The organism is Moritella sp. 24, from assembly GCF_018219155.1.
GTDB lineage: Bacteria > Pseudomonadota > Gammaproteobacteria > Enterobacterales > Moritellaceae > Moritella.
On the sequence record NZ_CP056123.1, the window covers coordinates 218,229 to 233,289 of the forward strand.

The 15,061-nt window shown below is 42.3% G+C and carries 3 protein-coding genes, 2 tRNA genes and 4 rRNA genes; all 9 read left to right on the forward strand.

The features are described 5' to 3' along the window. The first annotated feature begins 119 nt into the window (after nt 1-119). The 9 genes from rrf (HWV00_RS01040) (at nt 120) to recD (ending at nt 15,007) form a co-directional block, all read left to right on the forward strand. Nucleotides 120-235 (forward strand): 5S ribosomal RNA (gene rrf / locus HWV00_RS01040). Nucleotides 236-273: 38 nt separating this feature from the next. Then, a tRNA-Asp gene (locus HWV00_RS01045) sits at nt 274-350 on the forward strand. A 291-nt stretch (nt 351-641) separates the two neighbouring features. After that, nucleotides 642-2,186: ribosomal RNA gene (locus HWV00_RS01050) — 16S ribosomal RNA — on the forward strand. 100 nt (nt 2,187-2,286) lie between these two features. Next, nucleotides 2,287-2,362, forward strand: a tRNA-Glu gene (locus tag HWV00_RS01055). 219 nt (nt 2,363-2,581) lie between these two features. Then, nucleotides 2,582-5,473: ribosomal RNA gene (locus HWV00_RS01060) — 23S ribosomal RNA — on the forward strand. A 140-nt stretch (nt 5,474-5,613) separates the two neighbouring features. Further along, nucleotides 5,614-5,729 (forward strand): 5S ribosomal RNA (rrf, locus tag HWV00_RS01065). The 16S, 23S and 5S rRNA genes sit together here with 2 tRNA genes alongside, the layout of an rRNA operon. 289 nt (nt 5,730-6,018) lie before the next feature. Continuing rightward, entirely contained in the window at nt 6,019-9,411 is a 3,393-nt protein-coding gene (gene recC, locus HWV00_RS01070; RefSeq protein ID WP_211684323.1) for an exodeoxyribonuclease V subunit gamma, read from the forward strand. Beyond that, nucleotides 9,411-12,980, forward strand: a complete 3,570-nt coding sequence (gene recB, locus HWV00_RS01075; protein ID WP_211684324.1) for an exodeoxyribonuclease V subunit beta — start codon at nt 9,411-9,413, stop codon at nt 12,978-12,980. The genes recC and recB overlap by 1 nt, the downstream gene beginning before the upstream one ends. After that, complete coding sequence (gene recD, locus HWV00_RS01080) at nt 12,980-15,007, forward strand: exodeoxyribonuclease V subunit alpha (RefSeq protein WP_211684325.1); 2,028 nt, start codon at nt 12,980-12,982, stop codon at nt 15,005-15,007. The genes recB and recD overlap by 1 nt, the downstream gene beginning before the upstream one ends. Nucleotides 15,008-15,061: the final 54 nt, after the last annotated feature.

Sequence of the window (15,061 nt, forward strand, 5' to 3'; positions counted from 1 at the left end):
AAAGTATGATTAATTGAAATATCGACTTAAGAATAGATTGAACACTTTATGTTTTAAAGACTTCTTTATTTATAGCTTTTCAGATTTTAGAGATATAACTTGAAAGCAAACTAGATTTGCTTGGTGACCATAGTGTTACGGTACCACCTGATCCCATTCCGAACTCAGTAGTGAAACGTAATAACGCCGATGGTAGTGTGGGGCTTCCCCATGTGAGAGTAGGGCATCGCCAAGCGCCAAATTAAGACTGATATTTATCAGCACAGATTGTGCGGAGCGGTAGTTCAGTTGGTTAGAATACCGGCCTGTCACGCCGGGGGTCGCGGGTTCGAGTCCCGTCCGCTCCGCCAACAATTCTTAAATAACATTCAATGAGTGTTATTTTAAAATTGTAGTGCCTAAATGCACACAATCAGACCGTAAGGTCAATGCTCTTTAACAATTTATTCAAGCAATCTGTGTGAGTACTTACAGAGATATAATGACCAAAAATTATATCAATGTAATTATGAACATTAAATTAAATCGAAAGATTTGGTTTTATAAACAACAAACTTCGGTTTGTTGTTGAAGTACAGAATTCATTGAGCCGACTTTATACTTATTATCAGTAATGATTTTAGGCATCAGTCAAAAAACTTTAATTGAAGAGTTTGATCATGGCTCAGATTGAACGCTGGCGGTAGGCTTAACACATGCAAGTCGAGCGGAAACGAAGAATAGCTTGCTATTCTGGCGTCGAGCGGCGGACGGGTGAGTAATGCTTGGGAATCTGCCTAGTCGAGGGGGACAACAGTTGGAAACGACTGCTAATACCGCATACGACCTACGGGTGAAAGGGGGCCTCTTCTTGAAAGCTCTCGCGACTAGATGAGCCCAAGTGGGATTAGCTTGTTGGTGAGGTAAGAGCTCACCAAGGCGACGATCCCTAGCTGGTCTGAGAGGATGATCAGCCACACTGGAACTGAGACACGGTCCAGACTCCTACGGGAGGCAGCAGTGGGGAATATTGCACAATGGAGGAAACTCTGATGCAGCCATACCGCGTGTATGAAGAAGGCCTTCGGGTTGTAAAGTACTTTCAGCGAGGAGGAAAGGTAAGTAGTTAATAACTGCTTACTGTGACGTTACTCGCAGAAGAAGCACCGGCTAACTCCGTGCCAGCAGCCGCGGTAATACGGAGGGTGCAAGCGTTAATCGGAATTACTGGGCGTAAAGCGCATGCAGGCGGTTTGTTAAGCGAGATGTGAAAGCCCCGGGCTCAACCTGGGAACTGCATTTCGAACTGGCAAACTAGAGTTCTTGAGAGGGTGGTAGAATTTCAGGTGTAGCGGTGAAATGCGTAGAGATCTGAAGGAATACCAGTGGCGAAGGCGGCCACCTGGCAAGTAACTGACGCTCAGATGCGAAAGCGTGGGTAGCAAACGGGATTAGATACCCCGGTAGTCCACGCCGTAAACGATGTCTACTCGGAGTTTGGTTCCTTGAGAACTGGGCTCTTAAGCTAACGCATTAAGTAGACCGCCTGGGGAGTACGGCCGCAAGGTTAAAACTCAAATGAATTGACGGGGGCCCGCACAAGCGGTGGAGCATGTGGTTTAATTCGATGCAACGCGAAGAACCTTACCTACTCTTGACATCCATAGAACTTTTCAGAGATGAATTGGTGCCTTCGGGAACTATGAGACAGGTGCTGCATGGCTGTCGTCAGCTCGTGTTGTGAAATGTTGGGTTAAGTCCCGCAACGAGCGCAACCCTTATCCTTATTTGCCAGCACGTAATGGTGGGAACTCTAAGGAGACTGCCGGTGATAAACCGGAGGAAGGTGGGGACGACGTCAAGTCATCATGGCCCTTACGAGTAGGGCTACACACGTGCTACAATGGCGCATACAAAGGGCTGCAAACCAGCGATGGTAAGCGAATCCCATAAAGTGCGTCGTAGTCCGGATTGGGGTCTGCAACTCGACCCCATGAAGTCGGAATCGCTAGTAATCGTGAATCAGAATGTCACGGTGAATACGTTCCCGGGCCTTGTACACACCGCCCGTCACACCATGGGAGTGGGCTGCACCAGAAGTCATTAGCTTAACCTTCGGGAGGGCGATGACCACGGTGTGGTTCATGACTGGGGTGAAGTCGTAACAAGGTAGCCCTAGGGGAACCTGGGGCTGGATCACCTCCTTACGTAAAGTTGTTAATTTTTGTAAGTGCCCACACAAATTGCTTGAATAGAAACGTTAAAGACAACGTTTGGGATGAAATCCAAACGTCGAAAGTAAATTGTGTCCCGTTCGTCTAGAGGCCTAGGACACCGCCCTTTCACGGCGGTAACACGAGTTCAAATCTCGTACGGGATACCACTTTTCTTTCTGATTAAAAATCAAAGCTAAGTATTACTACTTATCTTTGCTTTTTAGCAAATTGCTCTTTAAAAATTTGGAAAGCTGAATAAATAAAGAAGTTCTTAAAACACGTTATTGCTTCGGCAATAACAATATAGTGTTCTTGAGTATTCTTGAGGCGAAAAAAACTAGATAATACCTAGTTATTTCAATTGTACGGTCGACTTTAGATTGTATGGTTAAGTGACTAAGCGTATACGGTGGATGCCTAGGCAGTCAGAGGCGATGAAGGACGTGTTAATCTGCGTTAAGCTGTGGGGAGTTGATAAAAAGCGTTAATCCACAGATTTCCGAATGGGGGAACCCACTCTACTTTGTAGAGTATCGTAACGTGAATACATAGCGTTACGAAGCGAACCGGGAGAACTGAAACATCTAAGTACCCCGAGGAAAAGAAATCAATAGAGATACCCTTAGTAGCGGCGAGCGAACGGGGTCTAGCCCTTAAGCAGTTTGGAAGTTAGTGGAAGATTCTGGAAAGTTTCACGATACAGGGTGATAGTCCCGTACATGAAAACGACCTTACTGTGAAATCGAGTAGGACGGCACACGTGATATGCTGTTTGAATATGGGAGGACCATCTTCCAAGGCTAAATACTACTGACTGACCGATAGTGAACCAGTACCGTGAGGGAAAGGCGAAAAGAACCCCTGTGAGGGGAGTGAAATAGAACCTGAAACCGTATACGTACAAGCAGTGGGAGCAGACTTGTTCTGTGACTGCGTACCTTTTGTATAATGGGTCAACGACTTAATTTCAGTAGCAAGGTTAAGCGAATAGCGGAGCCGTAGGGAAACCGAGTGTTAACTGCGCGAATAGTTGCTGGGATTAGACCCGAAACCCGGTGATCTAGCCATGGGCAGGTTGAAGGTTGAGTAACATCAACTGGAGGACCGAACCGACTAATGTTGAAAAATTAGCGGATGACTTGTGGCTGGGGGTGAAAGGCCAATCAAACCGGGAGATAGCTGGTTCTCCTCGAAAGCTATTTAGGTAGCGCCTCGCGTCTAACTATTGGGGGTAGAGCACTGTTAAGGCTAGGGGGTCATCCCGACTTACCAACCCTTTGCAAACTCCGAATACCAATAAGTTCAATCGCGGGAGACACACGGCGGGTGCTAACGTCCGTCGTGGAAAGGGAAACAACCCAGACCGTCAGCTAAGGTCCCAAAGTGTATGTTAAGTGGGAAACGATGTGGAAAGGCTCAGACAGCCAGGAAGTTGGCTTAGAAGCAGCCATCTTTTAAAGAAAGCGTAATAGCTCACTGGTCGAGTCGGTCTGCGCGGAAGATTTAACGGGGCTAAACATACCACCGAAGCTACGGATGCAAGACTTGTTCTTGCATGGTAGAGGAGCGTTCTGTAAGCCGTTGAAGGTGAGTTGAGAAGCTTGCTGGAGGTATCAGAAGTGCGAATGTTGACATGAGTAACGATAATGGGGGTGAAAAACCTCCACGCCGAAAGACCAAGGGTTCCTGTCCAACGTTAATCGGGGCAGGGTGAGTCGACCCCTAAGGCGAGGCCGAAAGGCGTAGTCGATGGGAAACTGGTTAATATTCCAGTACTCACTTATATTGCGATGGGGTGACGGAGAAGGTTAGGCTAGCATGGCGATGGTTGTCCATGTTTAAGGTTGTAGGCTGTATTCTTAGGCAAATCCGGGAATACATTAAGGCTGAGAACTGATGACGAGTCTCTACGGAGATGAAGTAGTTGATACCCGGCTTCCAGGAAAAACCTCTAAGCTTCAGATATAAGAGAATCGTACCCCAAACCGACACAGGTGGTTAGGTAGAGAATACTAAGGCGCTTGAGAGAACTCGGGTGAAGGAACTAGGCAAAATGGTACCGTAACTTCGGGAGAAGGTACGCCAATGATGGTGAAGGACTTGCTCCGTAAGCTATTGTTGGTCGCAGAGAAATGGTGGCTGCAACTGTTTATTAAAAACACAGCACTGTGCAAAATCGAAAGATGACGTATACGGTGTGACGCCTGCCCGGTGCCGGAAGGTTAATTGATTGGGTTAGACTTAGGTCGAAGCTCATGATCGAAGCCCCGGTAAACGGCGGCCGTAACTATAACGGTCCTAAGGTAGCGAAATTCCTTGTCGGGTAAGTTCCGACCTGCACGAATGGCGTAATGATGGCCACGCTGTCTCCACCCGAGACTCAGTGAAATTGAAATCGCTGTTAAGATGCAGTGTACCCGCGGCTAGACGGAAAGACCCCGTGAACCTTTACTATAGCTTGGCACTGAACATTGAACCTACATGTGTAGGATAGGTGGGAGACTGTGAAACATTGTCGCTAGATGATGTGGAGTCTATCTTGAAATACCACCCTTGTACGTTTGATGTTCTAACGTAGGCCCCTTATCGGGGTTGCGGACAGTGTCTGGTGGGTAGTTTGACTGGGGCGGTCTCCTCCCAAAGAGTAACGGAGGAGCACGAAGGTTGGCTAAACATGGTTGGACATCATGTGGTTAGTGCAAAGGCATAAGCCAGCTTAACTGCGAGACAGACACGTCGAGCAGGTACGAAAGTAGGTCTTAGTGATCCGGTGGTTCTGAATGGAAGGGCCATCGCTCAACGGATAAAAGGTACTCCGGGGATAACAGGCTGATACCGCCCAAGAGTTCATATCGACGGCGGTGTTTGGCACCTCGATGTCGGCTCATCACATCCTGGGGCTGAAGTTGGTCCCAAGGGTATGGCTGTTCGCCATTTAAAGTGGTACGCGAGCTGGGTTTAGAACGTCGTGAGACAGTTCGGTCCCTATCTGCCGTGGGCGTTTGAGAATTGAGAGGAGCTGCTCCTAGTACGAGAGGACCGGAGTGGACGAACCACTGGTGTTCGGGTTGTTATGCCAATAGCATTGCCCGGTAGCTAAGTTCGGAACTGATAACCGCTGAAAGCATCTAAGCGGGAAGCAGGCCTCGAGATGAGTTCTCACTGGGACTTTAAGTCCCCTGAAGGGCCGTTGGAGACTACAACGTTGATAGGCAAGGTGTGTAAGTGCTGTGAGGCATTGAGCTAACTTGTACTAATTACCCGTGAGGCTTAACCATACAAATTAAAGTATGATTAATTGAAATATCGACTTAAGAATAGATTGAACACTTTATGTTTTAAAGACTTCTTTATTTATAGCTTTTCAAATTTTAAAGATTGAAACCATGTGTTTCAAGTTGAAAGCAAATAGAATTTGCTTGGTGACCATAGTGTTACGGTACCACCTGATCCCATTCCGAACTCAGTAGTGAAACGTAATAACGCCGATGGTAGTGTGGGGCTTCCCCATGTGAGAGTAGGGCATCGCCAAGCGCCAAATTAGAGAGAGCCGATATCAGTGATGGTATCGGCTTTTTTGTGTCTAAAATGCAGTGAAATCACGTGATAGAACTGATTTCGATGATAAGTAACACAATAAAAATCAGCCTTCGGCTGGTTTTTTATTTGGAGCCGTATAATGGCAGGCCTTAACAATCTAAGATCTTTGTATCTGCAGGTGTTTATCTATTTCTGTCGCAAAAACCAACATGTTGTTTTTTCTATATTGCATAGTTAGTTGGTATGCTCCACAATTCCAGTAGGTTATCAGTCTGGAGTTACCGTGTTTAATCTTTATCATTCGAATCAGTTAGATATTTTAAAAGAGCTTATGGCTCACTTTATTGCTAAAGACCCACTTGCGGATCCTTTTGTCGAAGAGCAAGTTCTAGTGCAAAGCCCGGGTATGGCGCAATGGGTGAAAATGGAATTAGCTAAGTCGATGGGCATATCGGCAAATATTACTTTTCCATTACCTGCTTCTTTTATTTGGAAAATGTTTCAGAAAGTATTACCTAATATTCCCGATAAAAGTGCTTTTAATAAAGAAGCGATGTCGTGGAAGTTAATGCTGATACTGCCTGATTTATTGGAACAAATTGAATTCGAATCTTTAAAGCATTACTTAGCGGACGACTCCGATGACTATCGCCTATTTCAACTATGTAAAAAAATATCGGATACCTTTGACCAATATTTAGTGTATAGACCGGTATGGGTTGCTGCTTGGGAGTCTGGTGAAAATGTTCATGCGGATACACATCCTTGGCAACCGCTATTATGGCGCGCATTAGTTACAAAAACAGAAGAGCTTGGTCAATCTCATTATCATCGTGCAAACTTATACGATCAATTTATTGCGCGTCTTAATCACCCGAATTTTGATGCGACGCTTTTACCTGCTCGCATATTTGTTTTCGGTGTTTCAGCACTGCCTCCGCGCTATTTAGATGCACTGCAAACGCTTGGTAAACATACTGATGTTCATTTCATGTTATCGAACCCGTGTCGGTTATATTGGGGGGATCTTATTGACCCTAAGTGGTTGCTAAAACAACGCACGATGCTTAATCACAATAATGAAAAATTGGGGATGAGTAATAAAATTAGCGCGAATGATGAAGATACAGTTCGCGCATTATTTGATGAAGATGATGCGTTTAAAGTTGGTAATCCATTATTAGCATCTATGGGTAAACTGGGCCGGGATAACTTAGCTTTATTAACTGGATTTGGCTGTCAGGAATTAGATGTATTTGTTGAACCGGAAAGTGAAGGCTTATTGGCTAGTATCCAGCGTGATATTTTAGATTTGTCCGATCGCAGTATGGCTGAATTTAATATATCGCTAAATGATACTAATGAGCGTGACAGTAGTTATAAAGTGCCTGTTAATATTTCCGATACTTCACTTGAGCTGCATAGCTGCCACAGCCCGATGAGAGAAGTGGAAGTTCTACATAATAATCTACTTACTATGTTTGCGGAAAACCCAGATTTAAACCCACGTGACGTGGTTATTATGATGCCAGATGTGAATGGCTACAGTCCTTATATTCAAGCTGTGTTTGGCGCAATTGACCGTTATGATGAACGTTATATTCCATTTTCAGTTTCTGATAGTGGTGCACAATATGATAACCCTATCCTACTTAGCTTTTTACAGTTACTAGCTCTACCTTTATCACGCTGTAATGTTTCTGAATTACTTTCGTTATTAGAAGTACCTGCAGTGCTGGCTCGCTTTGCTATTACACCTGATGAATTTAACCGCTTACGTCAGTGGATTGATGAGTCGGGTATTCGTTGGGGGTTAGATGAGGATGATGCAACACGCTTTGATTTACCAGGTATGAAGCAAAATACCTGGTTGTTTGGCTTACATCGAATGCTGTTAGGTTATGCATATGGCGGTGATGACATTTACCAAGGTATTTTACCGTATCAAGAAGTGCAGGGTATTGAAGCCGAATTGCTGGGTAAATTGGCTCAATTTATTGAAGCGTTATTAGATAGCATTACGGCATTGCAAGACCCTAAGTCGATTGTTGATTGGATTAAGTTAGCCAATACACTCATCGATAGTTTTTACAAAATTGATGTCGATGATGAACAATCGATAAAAATTATTCGTGATGCCTTTTCTCACCTTGATGAACAGCTAAAAAGTGCCAGTTACGAAAAGTTGATCACACCGCTCGTTTTACGTGATTATTTAAATAATTCATTATCACAAGTGGGTTCAAGCCAAAAATTCCTCGCAGGGCAAGTTAACTTTTGTACGCTTATGCCAATGCGTTCAATTCCCTTTAAAGTTATTTGCTTACTTGGTATGAATGATGGTGTTTATCCTCGTTCAATACCTCCAATGGGATTTGATTTAATGGCCAACGATCATAAACAAGGTGATCGTAGTCGTCGTGATGATGACCGTTATCTGTTTTTAGAAGCACTGATTTCGGCTCAAAGTAAACTATATATTAGCTACATTGGTAACAGTATTCGTGATAAAAGTGAACGTTTACCGTCGGTATTGATTACTGAGTTATTACAATATTGTCAGCAAAGTTTTTGTATGACGGGAGATGAAAATCTTTCACCTGATGAATCTGCAGAGCGTTTACTTAACCATTTAATTATTCATCATGCATTACAACCTTTTGATGCGCGTTATTTCAATCCTGAGTCGCCAACTTCTTTTGCTAAAGAATGGTTACCCGCATTAGCGCCCGACGTTGAGTTAAGAGAGTTCTTAAGTGAACCCTTACCCGCATTAATTGTTAATGATGATACTCAAGAAATTGAGTTAGCGGAGTTATTGCGCTTTTATCGTCACCCAACCAAATATTTCTTTAACCGTCGTTTGAAAGTTTACTTTAACCAAGCAAGTCTTGATGTATTGGATGATGAGCCTTTTGATGTCGATAATTTAGAAAAATACCATCTTAAAGCACAATTGCTAGAAACTGAATTAGCGGGGGGCGATGTTGAGCAAGTGACGGATCGGTTAGTTGCCTCTGGCAGTCTTCCTCTTGGTCGATTCGGACAAATATCATTAAACAAAGAAGTGGCGACGGTGAGCCAACTTGCTCAGGTGCTCATTCCTCTCTTAACAAACAATAATGATGATATTGAAGTTGATATTCCACTGGTATCAGGCCGATTGGTTGGTTGGCTAAAACAAGTATATAACGGTGGTCTGGTGCGACATAAGCCAAGCGGGTTCAATGGTAAGGACTATTTACAAGTTTGGTTAGAGCACTTGTGCTTCTGTATTAGCGTTAAAAATCCGATGCCGACGACTTTGGTTCACTTAACTGCGGGTAAACCCATCGTACAGAGTCTTAAAGTGGTTGAGTCATCTCGTGCGCGAGAATTATTATTTCAATTACTTGAAGTTTATAACGATGGTTGTTGTCAGCCTTTTGCTCTATTTCCAAAAACGGGCTGGGTTTGGGCAAAAACAATGTGTTCAAGTTCTGAACCTGATGAATATAAATTACGTGCTGAAGCATTGTTAAATTTCGAAGGTGGTTATAACCGTATGGGTGAAAATGCGGATGATTACTTACAGCGCAGTTTTCCACGTTTAAATGATGACGTTTATGACTTGATGAAAGCATCCTCTGAAACCACACTATTTCCGATATTTGATTACCTAGAGGATGTTGAATAATGGCTGATGTAAATATTCTAAATGCAATGACGTTTCCACTATATGGTGAACGTCTGATTGAAGCATCTGCTGGTACAGGTAAAACATTCACCATCGCCAGTTTATATCTGCGCTTACTTTTAGGGCATGGCGGTGAGAATGCTTATAACAAAGAAGGTGAAAGCCAACTACTCACGGTTGAGCAAATATTAGTTGTAACCTTTACGGAGGCTGCAACGGCAGAGTTACGCGATCGTATTCGCGCGCGTATTCATCAAGCGCGTATCGCATTTAGTATTAGTCATAGTAATGACCCCGTAATAAGTTTGCTACTTGCAGATACTCATAAGCAAGATTATGGACGTTGTGCAAAATTATTATTAGCGGCTGAAAGGCAGATGGATGAAGCGGCTATTTATACTATTCATGGTTTTTGTCAGCGCATGCTTAAGCAAAATGCATTTGAATCTGGTGCATTATTTGAAAGTGAATTCATTACTGATGAATCACAGTTAAAATTTAATGCAGTTGCTGATTTCTGGCGTAGCCATTTTTATCGTTATAACGATGGAATGGTCGATATGGTACATAGTTTTTGGTCATCACCTCAAGCACTATTACGAGACATTGCAGGGTACCTATCTAATACCGATATTGAGTTTATTGCTAAAACAAGTAGCGATGATATTACTGAAGATTACGACAAGTTAGTGGCATCGATTCAGCAGGTTAAAGAGTTATGGTTTAAAAATGTCGGTGATCTTTGTGAATTGATTCAAGCAGGTAATTTGAACGGTAATAGTTATCGTCCAGCGAGTGTGTCGAAATGGTTGAATGAAATGCTGACATGGTCGCAATCAGAAACCACACAAAATGATTTGCCTGATTGTCTGGTTAAGTTTTCTCAACATGCGTTAACGACTAAAACTAAAAAGGGTAAAGTATCACCTGAACATCAAGTATTTGATGATATTGAGCGTTTATTAGAAAAACCATTATCCCTTAAAGATTGTTTCATCGTTAAAGCTGTTGAATATGTGCGTGCGCGCGTAATGAAAACCAAAAATCAGTCACAGCTGCTATCGTTTGATGATTTATTGTCTGGATTATCAGAGGCGTTAACAGGTGAGCAAGCCGTTAGTTTAGCTGAATGTATCCGAAGCCAATATCCAATCGCCATGATTGATGAATTCCAAGATACCGATCAACAACAATACGATATTTTTAATACCATTTATGGCAAGCAAGATGGTGCTGGCTTATTCATGATTGGTGATCCGAAACAAGCGATTTATAGTTTTCGTGGCGCAGATATTTTTACTTACATGCAAGCCCGTGAAAATGTAGAAGCTCATTATACGTTAGCTAAAAACTGGCGTTCTTCGAGTTCAATGGTGAGTGCGGTTAACCGTGTATTTGAACATGCGAACAAGCCGTTTATTTATGAAGACAGCATTAGTTTCCAGCCTGTTGATTCACATGGTAAAAGCAAACCGTTATTATTAAATGGTAATGAACCGGCGGCGCTACAACTGTGGCTACATGAAGAAGAAGACCAGAAAAATATCACAAAGGGTCGATATCAACAAGTTTATGCAAAGGCGACAGCGAACCAAATTGCGACCTTATTGACTGATGCACAGCAAGGTAATGCAATGCTATCGGGGCGTCCGATAAAAGCTGGTGATATTGCTGTTCTTGTGCGAACTGGTGCTGAAGCTAAATTAGTGCGTGATCAGCTTGATGCTTTATCCATTCCTAGTGTGTATATGTCGAATCGTGAAAGTGTATTCGCCAGTCGTGAAGCGCGCGAGTTATATCATATTTTCGCAGCAATATTGAATCCTGAAGATGAAGGATTATTACGTGCGGCACTAGCCACATCAATTTTTGAAAAACCTGCAATCGAACTAGACCAACTCAGTAATGATGAAAAAGTGTGGGAGCAAACGGTTGCTGAATTTAAGCTCTACCAAAAAACCTTACAGTGGCAAGGTTTCTTACCGGCATTAAGATTGTTACTGAATAAACAAAATATCGCCGCAATCATGCTTTCAGCACAAGGTGGTGATCGACGTTTAACTGATGTACTGCATTTAGGTGAACTATTGCAAGAAGCGAGTTTAGAGCTTGATGGTGAATACAGCTTGTTTCGTTGGTTTGGTGAAAAAATTGAAAACCCTAATGGCGATGCGCAAGAGCAATTAGTGCGTTTAGAAAGTGAAGCTGACTTAGTGCAAGTTGTTACTATCCATAAATCTAAAGGTCTGGAATATAACTTAGTATTCCTGCCGTTCATTTGTGCTACAAGGCAAGCATCAACACCGCTTTATCATAAAAATGGTCATACTTATGTGCATCTCGATTTAGATGATTCTGACGCACTCGAAATAGCGAAAGATCAAGCGGATGAAGAGCGTTTAGCGGAAGATTTACGTTTACTCTATGTTGCATTAACCCGTGGTGTTTATGCAACATGGTTAGGGCTAGGCGCGATTAAAATGGGGAACTCTCATAATAAAATGCACCTTAATGCGATGGGCTATTTATTACAGCAAGGTGAAGAGTGCAAAGATACAGAGTTTAAAGTCAGTGTTGAAAAATTAGCTGAGCAGCAAGCGTGCGTTGCTATTGTTGAACCACCGTTAGCTGCTGTACCTGCTTATCAACCGATTGTTGAACCTGCTGTTACCTATCAAGCTAAAAGGATGACTAACCCGATCAGTAAGAACTGGTGGGTTACAAGTTATTCTGCATTATCACGACATAGTCATGGGAACCGTCATTCTAGTTATGATGCATCTCTGGAGTTACCGGGATTTGATGCTGAAGTGAATACCGAAAAAGATGAAGATCAGGAAATGAGTTGGGATATCTTTAGTTTTCCACGTGGCGCTGCGGCAGGTACTTTATTACATACTGTATTTGAGCATATTGATTTTTCCAATGTAGATGAAGACGCATTAACTGAGCAGATATTACAATTATTAGAGCGTGAAGGTTACGATATTGATTGGTTACCTGTGTTACTGGAACTGGTTAATCAAGTTTTGGATTGTCCATTGCAGGATGGCTTTAGTTTACGTCAATTAACCCCCTCGAAAAAGAAAGTCGAGATGGAATTCTTTATGCCTATTTCATCGCTTAACTGTGCTGATTTAAATGTATTGATAAAGCAGCATGATGGATTATCTCAACAAGCGGGTGAACTAGACTTTCAACAAGTCAGTGGTATGTTAAAAGGTTTTATCGATTTGGTGTTTGTTTATGAAGGCCGTTATTACGTGCTTGATTATAAATCTAATCACTTAGGTGAGAGCCAAGTTGATTACACTGTAGATGCAATTGATCATGTCATGATTGAACATCGATATGAGCTGCAGTATCAGTTATATACCTTGGCATTGCATCGTTTTCTACGTTCACGTATTCCAGATTATGATTACGAACAGCATTTTGGTGGTGTCTATTACTTGTTCTTACGTGGAATGAGAGTTGAGACGGGTAATGAATATGGTGTATTTTTCACTAAACCATCACTCGATTTTGTTATGCAGTTAGATGACTTATTTTTAGGAGAACTTGCATAATGAGCATACTTCAGAGCTTAAAAGAATTGGCGAACGAGAATCAAATTCGTCAGTTAGATTATCAATTCGCACGTTTTATTGGTAATTATGAATCGGATCCTGCAATCATCTTACTGGCCTGTTTAACCAGTTATCAGTTGGGTAAAGGTCATGTTTGCATTGACTTGAAACACACCGATTATAATGCATTATTTGACCTTAATTTAAATCGTTCGCGCATGTTATTAGCAGAAGTTTCTAGCCATAGTGAAGCTTGGCCAAATTTATTAGCAAACTCAGCGGTTGTAGGGGAATCTGCACCACTGCAGTTTGTTGCTGATGCCGGTAAATTATATTTGCAGCGCTACTGGGCTTACGAGTTACAAGTAGCGCAGCAGTTGAAAAGCTTAGCAAAGCAAAGTCAGCAGCCAGACTTAAGTGCGAGTCTTAATCGTTTATTTAAACGTGATTATGGTTTCTTATTTCCTATTTTAGCGAAAGAGCGTGAAACACATTTTAGTGCGCAATCATTTGTAGCGAAGTACTTAGACGTTGTAAAGAAAGGACGTATTAGTTGGAGTGATGTAGAGCAAGTACTACTCACGGCTAAGAATGCCCAAGAACTACATGCTTTAGATAGTTTGATCCCAGATGCTTATTGTCTTAATTGGCAAAAGCTATCTGTTGCGGTTGCGGCTACGCGTCATTTTTCAGTGATATCGGGTGGACCGGGCACAGGAAAAACGACCACGGTAACGAAGTTATTAGCCTTGTTAATTGAGCAAGGTTTATTAGCACAACAAACGTTAACGATTAAGCTTGTTGCACCGACGGGTAAGGCTGCTGCACGTTTAACGGAATCAATTTCGGGTGCGAAAGGTAAATTAGACTTACAAGTTGAGGTCGCTGAATTAATCCCTGAGCAAGCGGGTACAATACACAGGTTATTAGGCGTGATACCGAATCGACAAGCATTCCGTCATAATAAAGATAACCCATTACATCTTGATGTTCTGGTTGTTGATGAAGCCTCTATGGTGGATTTACCACTGATGGCGAAATTGTTAGCAGCGTTACCACCTCATGCTAGATTGATATTATTAGGTGATAAAGATCAGCTTGCGTCGGTAGAGGCTGGCTCTGTATTAGCTGATATTTGTGCTTATGCCGATTTTGGCTATTCTGCTGGGCAAGCAAACTGGTTATCTAAAATCACGGATTATGAGTTAAGCCAATATCAGGCGGCAGATGCGACAGCGATATATGACAGCTTATGTTTACTGCGTAAAAGTTATCGTTTTGATGCTGAATCAGGTATTGGCTGTTTGGCTGGAGCGGTAAATAGAGGCGACTTAAAAGAGTTTGATAGTGTATGGGAAAATCAGCATGATGATATTAACCTACATCCGTTATCGACAGAAACCTATGACGCACTTATCACAATGGCGAAGCAAGGCTATCAAGATTATCTAGCTAAAGTGGTTGTATCACCGAGTGATGATGAAGCAAAATCAATATTACGTTGTTTTAATGATTTTCAAATTCTAACTGCGATCAGAGAAGGTGACTTTGGTGTTGAAGGTTTAAATCAGCGAATCGAAAAAGCATTGCTCGCGGCACGTAAGATTCGTAAAGACCAATCCGAATGGTATGCAGGTAGACCTATTATGATCACGAATAATGATCATGGCCTCGGTTTATATAATGGTGATATAGGTATTTGTATGCAAGATGAAGATCACCGCATGCGAGTTTACTTTGAAATGGCTGACGGTAATGTGCAGTCTTTTCTACCTAGTCGATTACCACCTCATCAAACTGTTTTCGCGATGACGATTCATAAGTCGCAAGGATCTGAGTTTAGACACACGGTAATGATTTTACCAAACCGCTTTAACCCAGTGCTAACAAGAGAGTTGGTATATACCGGTATTACTCGTGCAAAAGAGAAATTAGATATATTTACTAACGTAACAGTAATGAAAAAGGCGATTAAATTACGTACGGAACGGGTGAGTGGACTAATGGCATTATTAAGCCAGAATTGATGAATCGTAGATTTAGACCCTTAATTATCATTTATCCTAAAAAGGCAATGCTTT